General features: G+C 61.8%; 17 protein-coding genes. 8 read left to right on the forward strand and 9 right to left on the reverse strand.

Annotated features, from left to right (window positions below; translation table 11 throughout):
- Positions 1 to 234 precede the first annotated feature (234 nt).
- Together mutS and AC1RBA_RS09280 are read left to right on the forward strand one after the other, a co-directional pair.
- Complete coding sequence (gene mutS / locus AC1RBA_RS09275; protein WP_492417820.1) at positions 235 to 2,859, forward strand: DNA mismatch repair protein MutS; 2,625 nt, start codon at positions 235 to 237, stop codon at positions 2,857 to 2,859.
- Positions 2,856 to 3,893 carry a hypothetical protein gene (locus AC1RBA_RS09280; RefSeq protein WP_492417822.1) on the forward strand — a complete coding sequence of 346 codons (1,038 nt, stop codon included), beginning with the start codon at positions 2,856 to 2,858 and terminating at the stop codon, positions 3,891 to 3,893. The genes mutS and AC1RBA_RS09280 overlap by 4 nt, the downstream gene beginning before the upstream one ends.
- Positions 3,894 to 3,947: 54 nt before the next feature.
- On the opposite strand, the gene AC1RBA_RS09285 is transcribed toward AC1RBA_RS09280, so the two are convergent.
- Positions 3,948 to 4,496 (reverse strand): FKBP-type peptidyl-prolyl cis-trans isomerase, encoded by a 549-nt coding sequence (locus AC1RBA_RS09285; protein WP_070311007.1) that lies wholly within the window; start codon positions 4,494 to 4,496, stop codon positions 3,948 to 3,950.
- Positions 4,497 to 4,589: 93 nt separating this feature from the next.
- On the opposite strand from AC1RBA_RS09285, the gene AC1RBA_RS09290 reads away from it, so the two are divergent.
- Together AC1RBA_RS09290 and AC1RBA_RS09295 are read left to right on the forward strand one after the other, a co-directional pair.
- Complete coding sequence (locus AC1RBA_RS09290) at positions 4,590 to 5,711, forward strand: cupin domain-containing protein (protein WP_070291793.1); 1,122 nt, start codon at positions 4,590 to 4,592, stop codon at positions 5,709 to 5,711.
- A gap of 353 nt (positions 5,712 to 6,064) precedes the next feature.
- The gene (locus AC1RBA_RS09295) at positions 6,065 to 6,319 is read left to right on the forward strand and encodes a hypothetical protein (protein ID WP_071650198.1); all 255 of its coding nucleotides are present in this window, start codon (positions 6,065 to 6,067) and stop codon (positions 6,317 to 6,319) included.
- Positions 6,320 to 6,595: 276 nt separating this feature from the next.
- Here the strand turns inward: AC1RBA_RS09295 and bamC are convergent, their stop codons facing one another.
- The 8 genes from bamC to AC1RBA_RS09335 all read right to left on the reverse strand — a co-directional run bounded on the left by bamC (position 6,596) and on the right by AC1RBA_RS09335 (position 13,780).
- Positions 6,596 to 7,789 (reverse strand): NlpB/DapX family lipoprotein, encoded by a 1,194-nt coding sequence (gene bamC / locus AC1RBA_RS09300; RefSeq protein ID WP_070221425.1) that lies wholly within the window; start codon positions 7,787 to 7,789, stop codon positions 6,596 to 6,598.
- Positions 7,790 to 7,870: 81 nt separating this feature from the next.
- The gene (gene dapA / locus AC1RBA_RS09305; RefSeq protein ID WP_070221426.1) at positions 7,871 to 8,749 is read right to left on the reverse strand and encodes a 4-hydroxy-tetrahydrodipicolinate synthase; all 879 of its coding nucleotides are present in this window, start codon (positions 8,747 to 8,749) and stop codon (positions 7,871 to 7,873) included.
- 84 nt (positions 8,750 to 8,833) lie between these two features.
- A complete protein-coding gene (locus AC1RBA_RS09310; RefSeq protein ID WP_121670209.1) occupies positions 8,834 to 9,406 on the reverse strand; it encodes a class I SAM-dependent methyltransferase in 573 nt (190 codons plus the stop codon).
- 42 nt (positions 9,407 to 9,448) lie between these two features.
- Positions 9,449 to 10,126 carry a site-2 protease family protein gene (locus AC1RBA_RS09315; RefSeq protein ID WP_070221427.1) on the reverse strand — a complete coding sequence of 226 codons (678 nt, stop codon included), beginning with the start codon at positions 10,124 to 10,126 and terminating at the stop codon, positions 9,449 to 9,451.
- 94 nt (positions 10,127 to 10,220) lie between these two features.
- Positions 10,221 to 10,844, reverse strand: a complete 624-nt coding sequence (locus AC1RBA_RS09320; protein ID WP_492417826.1) for an L-threonylcarbamoyladenylate synthase — start codon at positions 10,842 to 10,844, stop codon at positions 10,221 to 10,223.
- A 38-nt stretch (positions 10,845 to 10,882) separates the two neighbouring features.
- Positions 10,883 to 11,767 (reverse strand): protease HtpX, encoded by an 885-nt coding sequence (htpX, locus tag AC1RBA_RS09325; protein ID WP_492417828.1) that lies wholly within the window; start codon positions 11,765 to 11,767, stop codon positions 10,883 to 10,885.
- Between the two features lie 213 nt (positions 11,768 to 11,980).
- The gene (locus AC1RBA_RS09330) at positions 11,981 to 12,814 is read right to left on the reverse strand and encodes a 3',5'-nucleoside bisphosphate phosphatase (RefSeq protein ID WP_492417830.1); all 834 of its coding nucleotides are present in this window, start codon (positions 12,812 to 12,814) and stop codon (positions 11,981 to 11,983) included.
- Between the two features lie 90 nt (positions 12,815 to 12,904).
- Positions 12,905 to 13,780 carry an alpha/beta fold hydrolase gene (locus AC1RBA_RS09335; RefSeq protein WP_492417832.1) on the reverse strand — a complete coding sequence of 292 codons (876 nt, stop codon included), beginning with the start codon at positions 13,778 to 13,780 and terminating at the stop codon, positions 12,905 to 12,907.
- A 219-nt stretch (positions 13,781 to 13,999) separates the two neighbouring features.
- Between AC1RBA_RS09335 and AC1RBA_RS09340 the strand changes: the two genes are divergently transcribed.
- The 4 genes from AC1RBA_RS09340 to AC1RBA_RS09355 all read left to right on the forward strand — a co-directional run bounded on the left by AC1RBA_RS09340 (position 14,000) and on the right by AC1RBA_RS09355 (position 19,192).
- Positions 14,000 to 14,524 (forward strand): gamma carbonic anhydrase family protein, encoded by a 525-nt coding sequence (locus AC1RBA_RS09340; RefSeq protein WP_070291789.1) that lies wholly within the window; start codon positions 14,000 to 14,002, stop codon positions 14,522 to 14,524.
- Positions 14,525 to 14,528: 4 nt separating this feature from the next.
- On the forward strand, positions 14,529 to 15,509 hold the full coding sequence (gene hslO, locus AC1RBA_RS09345) for an Hsp33 family molecular chaperone HslO (RefSeq protein ID WP_070291788.1): 981 nt from the start codon (positions 14,529 to 14,531) through the stop codon (positions 15,507 to 15,509).
- Between the two features lie 138 nt (positions 15,510 to 15,647).
- Positions 15,648 to 18,062, forward strand: a complete 2,415-nt coding sequence (locus tag AC1RBA_RS09350; RefSeq protein ID WP_492417835.1) for a TonB-dependent receptor — start codon at positions 15,648 to 15,650, stop codon at positions 18,060 to 18,062.
- Positions 18,062 to 19,192, forward strand: a complete 1,131-nt coding sequence (locus AC1RBA_RS09355) for a glycerophosphodiester phosphodiesterase (RefSeq protein WP_492417837.1) — start codon at positions 18,062 to 18,064, stop codon at positions 19,190 to 19,192. Before AC1RBA_RS09350 ends, AC1RBA_RS09355 begins: the two co-directional genes overlap by 1 nt.
- The last annotated feature ends 81 nt before the right edge of the window (positions 19,193 to 19,273 follow it).

Here is a 19,273-nt window from a genome sequence, read left to right on the forward strand (position 1 = left end):
TCAGCGTAGCTTTTTACCAGCTCTCGGAACAATAAACGGCTTTTTGGCGTAACTTTTTAAATTTGAGCAATTTAGCTACGCCAAAACATGAAGTGTGATGATATGCGGTGATGTGTATTGATGCAATAGAGCGAATACCAGCCCGCCAGAACAACGAAATAAATCAAAGACTTACAGATGAATATGCAGTCAAATCAAGAGCTTGCGAAAATCCAAAAAAGCAAACTCACACCCATGATGCAACAATATATGGGCATCAAGGAAAACCACCCGACGATGTTGGTCTTCTACCGCATGGGCGATTTCTACGAGCTGTTTTTCGAGGATGCGGAAAAAGCGGCGCGCCTGCTGGGCATTACCCTGACGGCGCGCGGGGTGGCCAGCGGCAACCCCATCAAGATGTGCGGCGTGCCGTTTCACTCGCTCGACGGCTACCTGGCCAAGCTGGTCAAGCTGGGCGAGTCGGTGGCCATTTGCGAACAGATCGGCGATCCGGCCACCAGCAAGGGTCCCGTCGAGCGCAAGGTCATGCGCGTGGTCACGCCCGGCACCCTGACGGATGCGGACTTGCTGCCCGAAAAGGCCGAACGCCCGCTGCTGGCCATGTGCAGCATCACGCAGCGCAAGACGGTCACCACGGGCCTGGCCTGGCTGTCGCTGGCCAGCGGCGCCTTGAAACTGATGGAGTTTTCCGGCGACAGCGCCACCGTGGCGGCGCGCCTGCAGCAGGAATTGGAACGCATCGTGCCCGCTGAAATTCTCAGCGGCGACAACGGCAACCTGTTCGACGACTACGCGGGCACCCACATCAACCGCGTGCCGGACTGGCATTTCGACGTGGTCGGCGGCCACAAGGCACTGCTCGATCAATTGGGCGTGGCGACCCTGACGGGCTTTGGCGCCGATGGCCTCGGCGCCGCGTTCGGCGCGGCCGGCGCGCTGCTGCGCTATGCGCAATCGACGCAGGGCCGCGGCTTGCAGCACGTACGCTCGCTGACGACGGAAACGGAAAGCGAATTCATCGGCCTGGACGCGGCCACGCGCCGCAACCTGGAATTGACGGAAACCATCCGCGGCCAGGAATCGCCGACCTTGTTCTCCCTGCTGGATCATTGCCGCACGGCCATGGGTTCGCGCATGCTGCGCCACTGGCTGCACCATGCGCGGCGCGACCAGAACGTGGCGCGCGCGCGCCATGAAGCGATTGCCGCGCTGGCGCAAAGCGAAGCGGCCGGTCCGCTCGCCGCCACGTTGGCGCAAGTGCCCGATATCGAACGCATCACCACACGCATCGCCCTGCTGTCGGCGCGTCCGCGCGACCTGGCCGCCCTGCGCGACGGCTTGCTGCAACTGCCGGCCCTGCGCGGCGACGTGGTGCGCTGCTACGGTCCTGGGCAGGGCGGCGAAACGGGTTTGCTGGCCGCCATCCACGCGGCACTGGCGACACCGACGGCCTGCCTGGACTTGCTGGTGCGCGCCGTGGCGCAGGAACCGGCCGCCATGGTGCGCGACGGCGGCGTGTTCGCCACCGGTTTCGATGCCGAACTCGATGAATTGCGCGCCCTGTCGGAGAACGCGGGCCAGTTCCTGCTCGACCTGGAAACGCGCGAACGGGCGCGCACGGGCATCGCCAACCTGCGCGTCGAATACAACAAGGTGCACGGCTTCTATATTGAAGTCACGCACGGCCAGACGGACAAGGTGCCGGACGACTACCGCCGCCGCCAGACCCTGAAAAACGCCGAGCGCTACATCACGCCCGAACTCAAAGTGTTCGAAGACAAGGCCCTGTCCGCGCAAGACAAGGCCCTCGTGCGTGAAAAGCTGCTGTACGACCTGCTGCTGGCCGACCTGGCGCCGCACATCGGCACCCTGCAGACGATTTCGCAAGGCCTGGCCCAGCTCGACACCCTGAACGCGCTGACGGAACACGCGCAGCAGCACAACTGGGCCGCCCCGCAACTGGTCGACGAGCCGTGCATCAACATCGTCGAAGGCCGCCACCCGGTGGTGGAAAAGCAGATCGAACGCTTCATCGCCAACGATTGCCGCCTCGTCAACGAACGCCGCCTGCTCTTGATTACCGGTCCGAACATGGGCGGTAAATCGACGTTCATGCGCCAGGTGGCATTGATCACCCTGCTGGCCTACGTGGGCAGCTACGTGCCGGCCGCATCCGCCACCATCGGCCCCATCGACCGCATCTTCACGCGTATCGGCGCCACCGACGACCTGGCCGGCGGACGCTCGACCTTCATGGTGGAAATGACGGAATCGGCCGCGATTTTGAACGGCGCCACCGAGCATTCGCTGGTGCTGATGGATGAAGTGGGCCGCGGCACTTCGACCTTCGACGGCCTGGCCCTGGCCTGGGCCATCGCGCGCCATCTGATCGACAGCAGCCGCAGCTTCACTCTGTTCGCCACGCATTACTTTGAGCTGACGCAATTGCCGGACAGCCATCCGAGCGCCGCCAACGTGCATCTGTCCGCCGTCGAACACAAGGACAGCATCGTCTTTTTGCACGCCGTGCAAGCCGGTCCCGCCTCGCAAAGCTACGGCTTGCAGGTGGCCCAGCTGGCCGGCGTGCCGCAACCCGTGATCAAGGCCGCGCGCAAGCACCTGGCGCGCCTGGAAGCGCAGGCGCTGGACGCCACGCCGCAACGCGACCTGTTCGCCGCCCCCGCCGCCGATCCGTATGCGCAAGAGGAAGAAGAGGCAGCGGCGGCGCCGCTGGCCGCGCTCAATGAAGCGCAGCAAGCCTTGCTCGACGCCATCGCCGACCTCGATCCCGACGCGCTCACGCCGCGCGATGCGCTGGAGCAGCTGTATCAGTTGAAACGGCTGGCCGCCGCATGACGATCCGGCGCGGCACGATCCGCCTGCTGGCCGCCGGCTTGCTGGCCGTCAGCCTGCCATGGCAAGCGGCGCTGGCCGCCGCTGGCGACCAGGCCGGCTTCGAGTTTGCCGTGCTGGGCCACTCCTTCAACGCGGGGCCCGACGATGGCCCCCTGAAAAAAGCCATCGCGGACACCAGCGCTTTCAACGCGTCCTTCGTGGTGGCCACCGGCATCAAGGCCGCCAGCGAATCGTGCAGCGACAAGCTGTACAGCCAACGCAAGGACTTGCTGGACGCCAGCGGCCCGCCGCTGATCGTCTCGCTGTCGGCCAGCGACTGGGCCAACTGCCGCAATTCGCGCGGCCGCATCAACGCCATCGAACGCCTGAACCGCCTGCGCGACGTGTATTTCGCCGACGACCAGAGCCTGGGCCAGCGCAAGCTGACCCTGTCGCGATTATCATCGACGGCGAAATTCCGCAGCTATGCGGAAAACGCCCACTGGGAATACGGCGGCGTGCTGTTTGCCACCATCAACCTGCCCGCAAATAACAACCATTTCCTGCCAGAAGCCGGCCGCAACAGCGAATTCGAAGACCGGCTGGTCGCCAACCGTTCCTGGCTGCAGCGCCTGTTCGCCATGGCGCAACGCAAGAAACTCGACGGCATCGTGCTGTTTTCCGATGGCGACATGGGCGTGCTCGATGAAGACGACAATTCGCTGCTGCCCAGCTTTAGTTCGAAACAGGATGGTTTTGCCGGACCGCGCAAGCAGGTGCGCACCCTGGCGAAGAAGTTCAGCGGCAAAGTGTTATTGATCGATACGCAGCGCGAAGCCGAAGCGGACGGCAAGGAAGGCAAAAACAAAAAGGCCGCGGCCAGGACGGACGCGCCAAAAATCAGCTGGAAAGGCAACCTGGGCCACGTCAGCATCGACAACGACTGGTCCGCCATCGCCGTACGGCCCGGCAAGACGCCATTCTTTGAGGTACGTCAACGTGCCACCCGCCCATCGGCGCAAGCGAGGGCCAAGGCGTCAACGCTACGTCGTTAATTACAGCGGCACAAACGAACAGGCCGGCATATAGCCGGCCTGGAACAAGCGGTATTAATGAATCGGGTGCGTGCGGAAGTGATCGCCTTCTTCACCCTCGTCACCATCTTCATCGCCATGGTCATGGCCGTGTGCGCCATGCACGTGGCCATGGGCGATTTCTTCTTCGGTGGCTTCGCGCACGTCAGCGACGGTCAGCGAGAAGCGCAGCGCGATGCCGGCCAGTGGATGGTTGCCATCCAGCACGACTTTGTCGTCGGCGATATCGGTCACGGTGAAGATCATCGCTTCTTCGTCCGGCGAATCGCTTTCCGGCATGCCTTCGAACTGCATGCCCACTTCCAGCGGCTCAGGCAGGCGATTGCGCGGCTCGACCTTGACCAGGGCGGGATCGTATTCGCCGAAAGCATCATCCGGTTCGATCTGGATCGTGTTGGAATAGCCAACTTCCTTGCCGTCGAGCTCTTCTTCGATCTTCGGCAGGGTGTTTTCATAATCACCGTGCAGGTAGACCATCGGCTGACGGCCGTCTTCGATCAGATTGTCTTGCGCGTCTGACAGTTTGTAGTTGACAGTCACGACCGTATTTTTGGCAATCTTCATTATGCTTCCTTTCATTGTATAAGCTGGCAAATTATACCTTCACGCCGCCAACGGCAGGCGCATTCCTGCATTTCCGGTTGTTATAATGGGCGCATGAAAAAATTAACTCTCCTCGGCGATATCACGCCGGCGCAATTCCTGCGCGACTACTGGCATAAAAAACCCTTGTTGATCCGTCAAGCCGTGCCTGGCTTCAAGGCGCTGTTCGACGTCAAGGCCCTGGCCGAGCTGGCTGCCCTGGACCACGTCGAATCGCGTCTGGTCAGCCATGCGGATGGCCACTGGAACATGCAGCAGGGTCCGCTGACCAGCCTGCCCTCGCTGAAACAGAAGGAATGGACCTTGCTGGTGCAGGGCGCCAACTTGCACAGCGCCAAGGCCGACGCCCTGCTGCGCCAGTTCCGCTTCCTGCCCGACGCGCGCCTGGACGACCTGATGGTCAGCTTTGCCACCGATGGCGGCGGCGTGGGCCCGCATTTCGATTCCTATGACGTGTTCCTGCTGCAAGGCCAGGGCAAGCGCCATTGGCGCATCGGTGCGCAGAAGGACCTGAGCCTGATCGACGGCTTGCCGCTGAAAATCCTCAGCAACTTCACGCCCGACGAAGAATTCACGCTGGAACCGGGCGACATGCTGTATTTGCCGCCCCACTACGCGCACGACGGCGTGGCCATCGGCGACTGCCAGACGTATTCGATCGGTTTCCGCTCGCCATCGTTCCAGGAACTGGGCGAAGCTTTCCTGCAATTCATGGCCGATTCGATCGACTTGCCGGGCATTTACAGCGATCCCGACCTGAAAGCGTCGGGCAAGCCGGCGGAAATCCCCCGTGAAATGCTCAGCACCATCGCGGAAGAAATGAACAAGGTGCGCTTCACGGAAGAAGACGTGACCATTTTCCTGGGCGAACACCTGTCGGAACCGAAGCACAACGTGTTTTTCACGCCGCTGTCCAAGCCGCTGACGGTGGGCCGCTTCGCGGACGCCGCGCAGAAAAAGGGTGTCGTGTTGTCGCGCAAGACGCTGATGCTGTATCGTGGCAAGAATGTCTTCATCAATGGCGAATCGTTTGCCATTGGCAAGGCCGACAAAACGGCCCTGGAAACCTTGGCCAACGAACGCGCCCTCGATGGCGCCGCCGTGGCCCAGGCGTCCGATGACGTGATGGATGCTTTGTATACCTGGTATCAGGATGGCTGGATCGAACTGGCTTGAATGAGCGTGTCGTAGCAAAGTGGTATTACAGTAGGTAAAATAACAGCTTCTGCGCCAGCGCAATGAAACATATTATTTTTATATCGTTTTGTCGCGCTTTCGCAAATCGCTTACACTTGCTTGCAATTTGCTTCGGCAAATATTGCGATATCACAAAATAGTTGCGAATTTGCCTCTTGCTCCTATTGCGACGCACCAAAAATCGCTATAATATTCGGTTAGGAAGTTTCCGTTGTCTGGCAGGCACCACCTGGTACGAAAAGCCTTCGAAGACGACCTAACGAGCGATAATTACCGGTAATTATTCATCGCAACAATATTGATTTATTTTTTGAAATAATTAAGGAAAACAAATGAAAAAATCCCTGCTGATCGCCTCCCTGATGGTTGTTGCTCTGGCTGCTTGCAGCAAAAAAGAAGAAGCTCCTGCACCAGCACCAGTAGTTGAAACCCCAGCACCAGCACCAGCAGTTGAAGCTGCTCCAGCTGCTGCTGCTGACGCTGCTGCTTCGGCCGCTACCGACGCTGCTGCTGCTGCTTCGAGCGCTGCTTCGGCCGCTTCGGACGCTGCTGCTGCCGCTTCGGCTGCTGCATCGGCTGCTAAGTAATTAGCACCCAGCACTAGAGAAAGCCGGCCTTAGGGCCGGCTTTTTTGTTGGGTAAACGCCCAACCAAACCTACTGCGCGCGGCGCTTTGCGGCCTGCGATGCTCACCGTACTAAAGTACGGTTGCGCTTCTTAGCCACAAATCACTGGCGCTCGCTACGGTTTTGTTGGGCGTTGCTACGTCCAAGTGCATTCACAATTAAAAAAGGCTGGCCCGGTTTCCCGGGCCAGCCTTTTTAATGCGCGGCAGGTTCTGATGCCTGCCGCGAATGTAGCGCTTATTTCAACTGGTCGTTCAGCAGACCCAGGATCTTCTCGGCCACTGGCGAGGTATCGGGTTTGCCTTCGTTGCTGAGGACGCTGACCAAGCTGGTCGAGCCAGTGCCGGCCTTGACCAGGACGCGGTAGCGCTGCGCTTCCTTGTCCTTGTCGGACGACGAGCCCCAGCTGAACAGCTTCGAGAAGAAGCCATCTTTCTTGACCGCGTCCGGATCGACGTAACGCACGAAATACGTGCCTTGCGTGCGGTCGCGGTCTTCCACGGTGAAGCCGACGCGGTCCAGCGCCAGGCCGACACGGCGCCAGGCGCGGTCGAAACCCTCATCGACTTCGATGGCGCGCGCCGGCGTGGCGGCATCGCCCACCAGCTTGGCGTGCTGCGGCTGCACAATCGCGGCATCGACGGACGTCTTCGCTTGTGCTTCGTCGCTGGCCGCGCCCAGGCGCGTCATCAGCTTGGCCAGGAATTGCGCTTCCAGGCCCGGATCGTTCGGGCGAGCGGTCCAGGTGGTGGTTTCCTTGTCGCGGCCGGTGACAACCTCTTCCACGCCGCGGTGGCTGATGTAGATCTCGGTCGAACCGTCGGCCAGGCGCTCCACGCGGGTACGGAACTTGTCTTTTTCACCGGTCGAGTACAGCGAATCGAAGGCCTTGCCGATGGTGCTGCGGATAAAGTCTTGCGGCACCTTGGCGCGGTTTTCGTTCCACTCGGTTTCCATGATGCCAGCCGTCGGCTGGTCGACGGCAATGGTAAAGCCCGAATCTTCCCAGAATTGCTTGAGCTGCGGCCACAGCACCTCGGGCGACTGCTTGACGACCAGCCAGCGCTGGTTGCCCGCGCGCTCGACCTTCACGCCGCCTGCCGTGACCGGCACCACGCCGACCACGCCGTCGGCGCCCACAACGACCGGGGTACCGGCCGTGGCGTTGCGCTGCGCGTTGTAGCCGGACGCCGTGGCCACGCCGTTTTTCGCATCCGGCAAGGAGTAGCGGTTGTCCTGCTGCAATTGCGTCAGGTCAGGCGGCACGTCCAGGGTGCCGGCTTTCTTGACCGACTTGTAGTCGACCTTGTCGCCGCCGACTACCGAACTGATCATGCCGCAGCCCGCGAGGCTGGCTGCGACGGCGCCGATGACGATGCCGCGGACGGCGATGGTGGCAGGCGCCGATTGGTTTTTCTTGCAATTAGTCATGTCGTAACTGGATAAGAAGCTAAGTAGCAGCTGGAATCAGGGAAGGTCCGGACTGGTCAAGTCCGGGCTTGAAGTTCGGCCTTAAGACAGGACGCCGGCGTCACGCAAGGCATCGCGCACGGTGGCATGGCAGTTTTCAGCCAGCGGCACCAGTGGCAAGCGTATGCCGGCAGGCATCAGGCCCATTTCGGCCATCGCCCATTTGACGGGCACCGGGTTGGGCTCGACAAACAATTTCTGGTGCAGAGGGAAAACTTTGTTATTGATGGCAATCGCCTTGGCACGCTCGCCCGCCATGGCCGCGACGCACAGTTCGTGCATGGCGCGCGGCGCGACGTTGGCCGTCACGGAAATGTTGCCGTGACCGCCGCAGAACATCAGCGCCATGGCCGTCGGATCGTCGCCCGAGTACACGGCGAAGTCGGCCGGCACGAGGCGCAGCAGGTCGATGCCGCGGCCGATATTGCCGGTCGCATCTTTCACGCCGACGATATTCGGGATGGCGGACAGGCGCACGATCGTTTCGTTGCTCATGTCGGCAACCGTGCGGCCAGGCACGTTGTACAGGATGACGGGGATGTCGACGGCTTCGGCGATGGCCTTGAAGTGCTGGTACATGCCTTCCTGGGTAGGACGGTTGTAGTACGGCACCACTTGCAAGACAGCATCGGCGCCCGCTTCTTTCGCGTAACGCGTCAGTTTGATGGCCTCGGCCGTGGAGTTGCCTCCGGCACCGGCGATGATAGGAATGCGTCCCTTGGCATGCTCGACGGTCAACTGGATCAGTTCGCAGTGTTCCTCCACGCTGACTGTTGCCGATTCGCCCGTTGTGCCAACGATGACGATGCCGTCCGTACCCTCGGCGATATGCCAGTCGATCAGCTTGCGCAGACCTGGAAAGTCCAGACTGCCGTCTGCGTGCATCGGGGTGACGATTGCTACAATGCTGCCCTTGATCATAGTAAGTTTATAGCGCCGATAAATAAAACAACGATTGTAGCGGATAGCCCGCGCCTGTGGTGCATTCTGACATAGTATGGCCGCTCAAAACGTCGGCAGCAAGGCTGCCAACCGTGGAAAATCCGGCCGGACGGCACAAATTCGTTGCACCAGAGCAGCTTTTGGCTGTTCGACGCGCCCATCTTCATACGCTACCACACGCAAACCCTGCTGCACCGCCCAGGTCAGCATTTCGCCTTCCTTGAGCAGGAATTTCGGATTCGACGGCTTGCCGAACTGCTCATTACCCTCGGCAAACGTTTCATACAGCAGCACGCCATCGGGCGCCAGGCTGGCAATCATGGCTTCCAGCAACGGCCGGTGCAGATAATTGGTGACGACGATGCCGGCAAAGCGGCCGGGAGCGAAGGGCCACACGGCGCCCGGCGCCTCCAGGTCCACCAGCGAGGTGGTGATACCCGTGCCGGCCGCCTTTTCCAGCATTTCCGGATCATGGTCGAGCGCGAGCACCGGGTGGCCCAGGCTCACCAGGTGGCGCGCATGGCGGCCTGCGCCGCAGGCCAGGTCCAGCACTTCGCCGCCCGGGATCAGGGGCGCCCAGCGGCGCAGCCAACCGGAAATCGTTTCAGTGTCTACTGTTGGTTCAATTGCTTGCATCGGTACTTCCATCAATTATTTACAACCATCCAGTTGCTTGCATCAAGTCAACAGGGCCGTCAGGGGCGTGACCACGGTGACAAAAATGCCTATGACAAATTCGATCGCCGTCAGCAGGGCGCGGTTCAGGATGCCCGTGTACATCAGCAGCACCAGGGCGCCGAACACATACAGGCTGTAGCGCTCGATGCTGGCGTACGGGCGCGCCAGCTGCATCGGCAGCAAGCCCGTCATGATGCGTCCGCCATCGAGCGGCGGCACGGGAATCAGGTTAAAGACGAACATGGCCGCATTGACGCTGACGCCGGCGCCCGCCATCTTGCGGAAAAACATGCCCATTTCCGTCGGCGGCAGCACGCTGAGCACGACAAAGGCGATCATCCAGCCCAGGCCCATGACGAAATTGGCGCCAGGCCCGGCAAACGCCACCCAGGCCATCTGTTTCTTCGGATTGCGCAGGCGGCTGAAATCGACGGGCACCGGCTTGGCATAGCCGAACGGTACCTGGATCGTGAAATACAGTATCAACGGCAGCAGGATCGTGCCGAAAGGATCGATATGCCGGATCGGATTGAGGCTCAGCCTGCCCTCGTTCGAGGCCGTGGGGTCGCCGAAATAGCGGGCGGCGTAGCCATGCGCCGCCTCATGCAGGGAAATGGCAAACAGCACCGGCACCAGATACACCGCAACGGTCTGGACTATCGTATTGAAATCGCTCATGACCGCGATTCTACCAGAGGCGTCCCAGGCCCTTTCTTACGTTGTCATTAAGAACAAATGAAGAGCTGCGCCGCAACAGGTGGGCAATGCCCCTCTACAAGCCCAGCACGGCAGGGTCGCCGCGTCCCACGCGCACCACTTCCGGCTCTGGCCCCGTCAGGTCGATCACGGTGCTGGGGCCGTGCGCGCAGACGCCGCCGTCGATGATCAGGTCGACCAGTTTTTCCAGCCGTTCGCGGATGGTGTCGGCATCCGTCAGGCTCTCCTCGTCGCCGGGCAGGGTCAATGTCGCGCCCAGCAGCGGCTGGCCCAGCTCTTCCAGCAGGCATTGCACGATGCGGTGCTCCGGCACGCGCAGGCCGATGGTCTTGCGCGAAGGATGGCTGAGACGGCGCGGCACTTCCTTGGTCGCTTCCAGGATGAAGGTGTAGGCGCCCGGCGTGGCCGCCTTGAGCAGGCGGAACTGGCGGTTGTCGACCCGGGCATACACGCCCAGCTCGCTCAAGTCGCGGCACAGCAAGGTCAGATGGTGCTTTTCATCCACGCCACGGATGCGGCGCAGGCGCTCGACGGCGCCCTTGTCGTCGAGCTGGCACACCAGCGCGTAGCAGGAATCCGTGGGCAAGGCCACGACGCCGCCGGACTGGATGATCTGGGCCGCCTGCTTGATCAGGCGCAATTGCGGATTCTCAGGGTGAATCTGGAAAAATTGACTCATGTGTAAGCGTTCTGGCGAACCAGCTTGTTAAGTTAGCATTATTGTACGCTGCGCAGCGCGGCGATACGTTCTTCGATGGGCGGATGGGTGGCGAACAGCGCGCCCCAGCCGCCATTGCCGCCGCTGATGCCCAGCGCCTGCATCGATTGCGGCAGTTCGCCCGGCGGCACGCCGCCCAGGCGGGCCAGCGCATGCATCATCGGCGTGGGGCTGCCCAGCAGCTTGGCTGAACCGGCATCGGCGCGAAATTCGCGCTGGCGCGAGAACCAGGCGACGATGATGGAAGCGAGCAGGCCGAAGATCACTTCGCACACCATCACGGTCACAAAGTAACCGATGCCGCGCCCGCCGCCTTCGCGGTTGTTATTTTTCAACAGCACATTGTCGACAAAGAAACCCACGACGCGGGCCATGAAGACGACAAAGGTATTCACCACGCCCTGGATCAGGGTCAAGGTGACCATGTCGCCATTGGCAACGTGGGCGATCTCGTGGCCCAGCACGGCTTCGACTTCATCGCGGTTCATGCTTTGCAGCAAACCGGTGGACACGGCCACCAGCGCCGAATTCTTGAACGCGCCCGTGGCAAACGCATTCGCGTCGCCTTCGTACACGGCCACTTCCGGCATGCCGATGCCGGCCCGCTCGGACAGCGCGCGCACGGTATTGACCAGCCACAATTCCGTCGACGAGGTCGGGTTGTCGATCACGCGCGCGCCCGTGCTCCACTTGGCCATCGGCTTGCTGATCAACAGGGAAAAGATGGACCCGGTGAAACCCACCACCAGCGAAAACACCAGCAGGCTGCCCAGGTTCAGGGTACTGCCCCGCGCCGGATTGCCCACGCCCAACAAGCTGAGGACGAGCGACAGCACCAGCATCACGGCCAGGTTGGTTGCAATAAAAAGGACGATACGTTTCATGGGCGATGGCTCCAGATGACTATGTATAACAAGAATAACAAAAAGATATGCACGCAAACGCAGATTTCAAGCAGCGACACGACGGCGCATCGGCAGCCAGGAAAATCGTCGCGAGCGGCAGTGATTTGTGGCCGAGAAGCGCAACCGTACTGGAGTACGGTGAGCATCGCCGGCCGCAAAGCGCGCCGCGCAGCAGATTTGCCTGGCTGTCAGCTAAAACCAGTCGTGCCAGATGGGGGTCACGTTGGCAGGCAACGGCGGCAACATGGCAAAATCCACGCGCGACTCGCCCGGCGCATGGAAATCCGTGCCGCGCGAGGCGAGGAAGCCGTAGGCATTGGCCAGCTGCGCGTATTCCGGATACTGGTCCGGACTGTGGCTGCCCGTGACGACTTCGATGGCCGCGCCGCCGAGTTGCTTGAATTCATCGAACAGCACGCCTTGCGCCATGTCGCTGAAGCGGTAGCGGCCCGGGTGGGCGATAACGGCCACGCCGCCCGCGCCGCGTATCCAGCCCACGGCTTCGGCCAGGGTGGCCCAGCGGTGCTCGACGTAGCCCGGCTTGCCTTCCGACAGGTATTTCTTGAACACGTCGGGGATATTCGCGCATTTGCCCATTTCCACGATGTAGCGGGCAAAGTGCGTGCGCGACATCAGGTCCGGGTTGCCGACGAATTTCAAGGCCCCTTCATAGGCGTCGGGGATGCCGGCCAGGTCCAGCTGGCGGGCAATCTCGCGGCCGCGCGCGTCGCGCCCCGAACGCGTCTGGTGCAAGCCCTGCACGAGGCCCGGGTTGTTTTCATCGACTTGCAAGCCCACGATGTGCACGGTTTCGCCGGCCCACGTGATCGAGATTTCCACGCCGGCCACGAAACGCATGCCCAGGTCCAGCGCGGCAGTGCGCGCGGCGGCGACGCCCGATACTTCATCGTGGTCCGTCAGCGCCCACACATCGACGCCCGCCTTGCGCGCGTGCGCAGCCACGGCGGCCGGTGACAGCACGCCGTCGGAGATATTCGAATGACAATGCAGGTCGACTTTAAGCATGTGAAAACAATACCCTGCACGGGCTCAGCATGGAAGAAGTTTTCATTGTACGCTGCTTGTCAAATCGCGCTGCGGCGTTCCCGATACACATCAGGTCAAAAATGCTTCCACCAGGCGCGCCAGTGCCGCCGGCTGATCATGATGCAGCATGTGGCCCGCGTCCAGCATCATCTCGCAGCGCACATCCTTGATGCAGGCCAAACGCCGGTCGATCTCGATGCGCGCCTGTTCCTTGGGCCCCATCCATTGCCACATATTCGTCTCAATAGCTTCCACCCACAGCACGGGCGCCGTGATGCGGCGCCAGCAGGCCATCACTTCTTCCACCTGGTACAGGATGGGATTGACGCGCTTGTGCTGCGGGTCGCCCATGATGTCCCACTCCCCCGCCTCGTTCTGCGCCGACCAGTGTTCGGCGAGAAAGGCCGCGCGGTCGTCCGGCAGGCGCGGATTGGTCTTTTGCAGGCGCTCGGCTACGGCCTTTTGCGTGGGATAACTGCGCATGGCGGGCGGCTCGCGCAATTCATCCAGCCACTTGGCGTAGCGGCCCGGCGCCTGCTCCGGTTTTGTTGCCATCATGCCGAAGCCCTCCAGGTTGATGAAGCGGCTGATGCGCTCGGGCCGCACGCCCGCGTACAGGCCAGCCACGTTGGCGCCCATGCTGTGACCGAGCAGGTTAACGGGCGCGTCCGGCGAATAGTGCAGCAGCATGGCGTCCAGGTCGGCCAGGTAGTCGGGGAACCAGTAGGTATCGGACTGCGTGTAGTCGCTCAGGCCAAAGCCGCGCCAGTCGGGTGCGATCACGTGCCAGTCGCCTTGCAACTCGTCGACGACGAACTGGAACGAGGCGGCCACGTCCATCCAGCCGTGCACCATGAACAGGATGGGCGCGCCTTCGCGGCCCCAGTGGCGCACATGCGTGCGGGCGCCGCGGATGTTGATGAATTCGGAACGGGAAAGTTTCATGGGTTTCATCTGATTGCCTGCCTTGAAAGTGGCGCAGATGGCGCCACATGCTGTGTCTGTAGATAGGATGGACATAAAAGTACGACCGTTCGATAATTATACCGGATTGACGGTCGGCGGCAGGACTTGTCTTGCAACAGCGTAAAATAGCGTACGCAACACAGTAAAACTTTCGCGTCCGGCCGCGCCCGGCGCTTCCACCACCGCCACAGGCTGACGATGACACTCTACCAATTGGGCGCCGATGCGCCGCAGATTGATGCTTCCGCTTTTGTTGCCGACACGGCCAACGTGATCGGCAAGGTGACCCTGGAAGCGAATACGTCCGTATGGTTCGGCGCCACGATTCGCGGCGACAACGAACGCATCACCGTGGGCGCCAACAGCAATGTGCAGGAAGGCGCCGTGCTGCACACGGACCCGGGCTACCCGCTGGACATCGGCCGGAACGTGACCATTGGCCACCAGGCAATGTTGCATGGATGCACGATCGGCGATGGCGCCCTGATCGGCATCCAGGCCGTGATCCTGAACGGCGCGAAGATCGGCAAAAACTGCCTGGTCGGCGCGGGCGCCCTGGTCACGGAAGGCAAGGAATTTCCCGACAATATGCTGATCATCGGCTCACCGGCGAAAGCCGTGCGGGCCCTGACGGCAGACGATATCACCAGGCTACAAGGCAACGCCGTGAACTATGTGCAGCGCGGCCAGCTATTTAATACGCAACTCAAGAAGATTGGATAAGAGAATGACGACTGAAACCACGGGCGCCGTCAGCGCAGCCGCCACCGGCCAGGATACCCTGCAAAAATTTATTTTCGACAATGCCGCCGTGCGCGGCCAGTTCATCGACGTATCGACCACCTGGCAGGAAGTGGTGTCGCGCCACGCCTACCCCACGGCCGTGAAAAAAGTGCTGGGCGAAATGGTGGCCGCCGCCGCCCTGCTGTCGGCCAACCTGAAATTCAACGGCTCCATCATCATGCAAATCCACGGTGACGGTCCCGTGCGCCTGATGGTGGTCGAATGCGATTCCGACCTGCGCCTGCGCGCCACGGCCAAGCTGGACCCGGACGCCGCCATTCCCGACGTGGCCACGGTGCCGCAATTGCTCAACGCCACGGGCAAGGGCCGCTTCATCATCACCCTGGACCCGGCCGACAAGGTGCCGGGCCAGCAACCGTACCAGGGCATCGTGCCGCTGGACGGCGACGACATGGCCACCGTGATCGAAAACTACATGTTGCGTTCGGAACAGCTCGACACGCGTCTGTGGCTGGCCACGGACGACACCGTCTCGCGCGGCCTGCTGCTGCAAAAGCTGCCGCACCATGGCGGCAAGGCCGAGGCGACGCCCGTGTCGGAAGAAGACGCGCTCGACACGTGGAACCGCGCCGTGATGCTGGCATCGACCCTGAAAGAGGCGGAAATCCTGTCGACGGACATCGATACCCTGATGCAGCGCTTGTTCTGGGAAGAAACGATCCGCGTGTTCGATCCGCTGCACCCGAGCTTCCATTGCAGCTGCACGCGCGAAAAAGTGGGCAATATGCTCAAGATGCTGGGCGAGGAAGAAGTCAACAGCACCCTGGAAGAAGTGGGGCAAGTTGGTGTGAACTGCGATTTCTGCGGCCAGCATTACGAATTCGACAAGGTCGATTGCGCGCAGCTGTTCATCACGGATGCGCCGGCCGAGGTGCTCATTCCACCCGCAGCCAGCATTAACTAATTGTAATATTCTTCGCGCCGCCTCTCAGGCGGCGCCTTTGTTTCTGCTGTCATCTTCCCGTCATCAGTTCGTCATCAGCCCGTCACGCGCCGCCGTTACGCTGCGCAGCTTGTATTACTTCCCACTCTCCACAGGCTGATGATGACCACCCACTTGACGCTGGCCCTGCGCCGCCATTCCTTCCACGTTTTGCTGGGCGCCTGCGCCGCAGGCTTGAGCTTGCCGGCCCTGGCGCAAACGGTCGTGGCCGCCGCCGTGGCATCCGCCACTACCGACATGGCAGCCGCTGCTGCCCCGGCTGCCGACGACAACGCCCCGATGGCCACCGTGGAGATTTCCTCGCGCAAGACGCGCTCCTCGGTTGCCCTGAGCAAGAATGAAATCCAGAAAATCCTGCCCGGCACGAATCCCCTGAAAGCCTTGCAAACCTTGCCTGGTGTCAGCTTCCAGACGGCCGATCCATGGGGCAACAACGAGCAGAACCTGTCGCTGTTCGTGCATGGCTTTTCCGGCCAGCAACTCGGTTACACCATGGATGGCGTGCCGCTGGGCGACCAGCAGTACGGCAACTACAACGGCCTGTCGCCGCAGCGCGCCGTCATCAGCGAAAACGTGCGCAGCGTCGTGCTGTCCTCGGGCGCGGGCGACCTGGCCACAGCCTCGACCAGCAACCTGGGCGGCACCATCGAAACCTATTCCAGCGATCCGCTGGCCACGCAAGGCGCCAGCCTGCAGCAAACGGTGGGCAGCCACCGCACCTCGCGCACGTTTGCCCGCTATGACACGGGCGTTTTCGGCGACGGCAGCAGCGCCTACTTTTCCATCCTGCACCACGAAGCGCGCGCCTGGGATTTCGATGCGCGCCAGGGCGGCGACCAGTTCAATGCCAAATACGTCAACCGCAGCGAGGCGGGCAAGCTGACCCTGTTCTTCAATTACTCGGACAAGATCGAGCCGAACGAAGACAGCACCGTGCACGTGGCGGGCGAAACGAGCGCACCGTACACGCGCCCCTTCCTGTACCCGGACTTCAAGGCGGCCCTGAATTACCTGTCGCCCACGGGCGCGACGCCTGCCGCGGACGGCAACAATTACCGCAATTACTACAGCGATGCGCAGCGCACCGATTACCTGGCCTACGCCAAGTTCGACGCAAACTTGTCCGAAGGCATGACATGGTCCAACCAGGTGTATTACCACAAGGATGACGGCGCCGGCGTGGTGGCCGGCCCCATCGGCGTGGCCGGCTTGCCGGGACTGTTCAGCGTGTACTACCCGAAACAGAACCTGAAACAAGTGTTCGGCAACTCGGGCTACGCCGTGCGCACCACGGAATACGACATCAAGCGCGGCGGCTTCATTTCCACCGTGCGCAAGGAAATCGGCGAGCACCAGCTGGAAGCGGGCCTGTGGCTGGAACAGAACCGCTCGTCCGCCTACCGCCGCTGGTATGCGCTCGACGTCAACAACCCCACCTCGCCGTATGACCGCCCCAGCAATCCCTTGATCACGCAGTACGGCAGCGAGATCGACAACAAGGTGGTGCAACTGCACTTGCAGGATGAATGGCGCATCCGCCCCGATATCGCCCTGCAGGCCGGTTTCAAGTCCAGCCTGCAGTTTGCCGACGGTCAATTCCCCGTGCAGCCGGCGCTGGGCGCCATCGCGGGCGGCTCGACGGCCTTGCCGGTCGGCACCATCAACACGAAAAAATGGTTCTTGCCGCAAGTGGGCGCGCGCTGGGACTTCACGCCGCAAGACCAGCTGTACTTCAACATCCAGAAAAACATGCGCCAGTTCGTCACCTATGGCGGCGGCGGCGCCTCGCCGTGGAGCTTGTCGACTCAGGCCGCGTTTGATCTGTTCAAGCGCGACGCCAAGCCGGAAACGGCCCTCACCTATGAAGTGGGCGTGCGCGGCAGCCATCCTTTGAGCCTGGGCGCCATCACGGCCATCGATGGTCAGGTCAACGTCTACCACGTCGATTTCAGCAACCGCTTGCTGCAGATCAGCCCCACGCCCGTGATTTCGTCCATCATCGGCGGCAATCCCGTGCTGGCCAACGTGGGCAGCGTGCGCACGGACGGCATCGATATCGCAGGTACTATCCACTTCGGCAACAATTTTTCGTTCTACAATGCCCTGTCGTACAACCGCTCGCAGTACGCGGACAATTACAACAATGGCGCCACGCTGGTCTTGACCGCCGGCAAGAACGTACCGGGCTCGCCGGAATGGCTGAACAAGTTCGTGGCTTCGGCCACGTTTGGCGATATTGAGGTGCAACTGACGGGAGACTATGTGGGCAAGCGCTACGCGACGTACACCAACGATTTGTCGGTCCCCAGCTATTTCCTGATGGGCCTGGGCGTGTCGGGCAAGCTGCCGGCCATGGCCGGCTGGCTGAAAAACCCGCGCTGGCGCGCGAACGTCAGCAACCTGGCCAACCGCGAAGGTGCGCTGAACGTGGTGGTGGGCGCGGCCGACAAGACGTACAACACCTTCCCGATTGCCCCGCGCCAGGGCTTCCTGACCTTGACGGCGGATTTCTGATGCGCTCACCCATCCTCCCGCAACGGCACTTTTCGCGCCGCAACTTCGTCCAGGCGGCCGTGGGCGGCCTGGCCCTGGCGGCAGCACCGGGCTTTGCCGCCGGCCTGCTGGCCACGCCCCCGAGCCGCCCGCTCGTGTTCGCCCACCGGGGCGCCAGCGCCCTGCGCCCCGAGCATACCCTGGCGTCGTACGCCAAGGCCATCTTCGATGGCGCCGACTACGTCGAGCCGGACCTGGTCGCCACGCGCGACGGCATCCTCGTGGCGCGCCACGAAAGCAACCTGATCGACACCACCGACGTGGCGCGCCGGCCCGAGTTTGCCAGCCGGCGCGGCAAGAAGATGGTCGACGGCGAATGGCACGAAGGCTGGTTCGTCGACGACTTCACCCTGGCGGAACTGAAAACCCTGCGCGCCATCGAACGCTTGCCGAAAGTCCGCACCGGCAACACCTTGTACGATGGACAATTCCAGATCCCGACCTGGGAAGAAATCATCGATTTTGTTGCAGCGCAATCTGCCGCCAGCGGCCGCATCATCGGCCTCGTGCCGGAGCTGAAAAGCTCGACCTACTTCCGCGATGCGGGCCTGGCGCTGGAAGACCGTTTCCTGTCGACCATGCTGGCGCACGAATACACGCGCCGCGCGCCGATCGAAATCCAGTCCTTCGAAGTGGCGAATCTGAAGTACCTGCGCGAGAAGCTCGGACGGCGCGCCAACGTGCGCCTGATGCAGCTGGTGATGGGCGGCGACGTGCATCCGATGGATGTCGTCAAGGCGGGCGGAAAGCTGACGTTCGGGCAGATGACCACACCGGCCGGCCTGCGCGACATCGCCGCCTACGCGGACGTGGTGGGGCCGCCAACGCGAGCAATCATCCCGCTGGGCGCCGACCAGCGCCTGGCAAAACCCTCGTCCATCGTCGACGATGCGCACCAGGCGGGCTTGCTGCTGCACACGTGGACCTTCCGCCCGGAAAACCGTTTCCTGGCGGCCGACTTCCGCGATGGCAATGGCGAGAATGCGCGCAACGAAGCCGGTTCCGTGGCGGAAATGCGGCGTTACATCGAGACGGGACTGGACGGCTTTTTCAGCGACGATCCCGGTTTGGGACGCATCGCCGCCGGATAAACATTTGGTAACAAATTCTTTTTCAGGGCGTGGCCGGCGGCTACGCCCTTATTATTCGTTTCTTGAATTTCTGAAATTGGA

It is taken from the genome of Janthinobacterium sp. GW823-FHT03B06, assembly GCF_058796955.1.

Coding starts and splice junctions, on each gene's coding strand:
- dapA (WP_070221426.1), bottom strand. CDS start 8,749: ATGATCAAGGGCAGCATTGTAGCAATCGTCACCCCGATGCACGCAGAC.
- AC1RBA_RS09355 (WP_492417837.1), top strand. CDS start 18,062: ATGCGCTCACCCATCCTCCCGCAACGGCACTTTTCGCGCCGCAACTTC.
- hslO (WP_070291788.1), top strand. CDS start 14,529: ATGACGACTGAAACCACGGGCGCCGTCAGCGCAGCCGCCACCGGCCAG.
- AC1RBA_RS09315 (WP_070221427.1), bottom strand. CDS start 10,126: ATGAGCGATTTCAATACGATAGTCCAGACCGTTGCGGTGTATCTGGTG.
- AC1RBA_RS09335 (WP_492417832.1), bottom strand. CDS start 13,780: ATGAAACTTTCCCGTTCCGAATTCATCAACATCCGCGGCGCCCGCACG.
- AC1RBA_RS09280 (WP_492417822.1), top strand. CDS start 2,856: ATGACGATCCGGCGCGGCACGATCCGCCTGCTGGCCGCCGGCTTGCTG.
- AC1RBA_RS09340 (WP_070291789.1), top strand. CDS start 14,000: ATGACACTCTACCAATTGGGCGCCGATGCGCCGCAGATTGATGCTTCC.
- AC1RBA_RS09310 (WP_121670209.1), bottom strand. CDS start 9,406: ATGCAAGCAATTGAACCAACAGTAGACACTGAAACGATTTCCGGTTGG.
- AC1RBA_RS09320 (WP_492417826.1), bottom strand. CDS start 10,844: ATGAGTCAATTTTTCCAGATTCACCCTGAGAATCCGCAATTGCGCCTG.
- AC1RBA_RS09290 (WP_070291793.1), top strand. CDS start 4,590: ATGAAAAAATTAACTCTCCTCGGCGATATCACGCCGGCGCAATTCCTG.
- htpX (WP_492417828.1), bottom strand. CDS start 11,767: ATGAAACGTATCGTCCTTTTTATTGCAACCAACCTGGCCGTGATGCTG.
- AC1RBA_RS09350 (WP_492417835.1), top strand. CDS start 15,648: ATGATGACCACCCACTTGACGCTGGCCCTGCGCCGCCATTCCTTCCAC.
- AC1RBA_RS09285 (WP_070311007.1), bottom strand. CDS start 4,496: ATGAAGATTGCCAAAAATACGGTCGTGACTGTCAACTACAAACTGTCA.
- AC1RBA_RS09295 (WP_071650198.1), top strand. CDS start 6,065: ATGAAAAAATCCCTGCTGATCGCCTCCCTGATGGTTGTTGCTCTGGCT.
- bamC (WP_070221425.1), bottom strand. CDS start 7,789: ATGACTAATTGCAAGAAAAACCAATCGGCGCCTGCCACCATCGCCGTC.
- mutS (WP_492417820.1), top strand. CDS start 235: ATGATGCAACAATATATGGGCATCAAGGAAAACCACCCGACGATGTTG.
- AC1RBA_RS09330 (WP_492417830.1), bottom strand. CDS start 12,814: ATGCTTAAAGTCGACCTGCATTGTCATTCGAATATCTCCGACGGCGTG.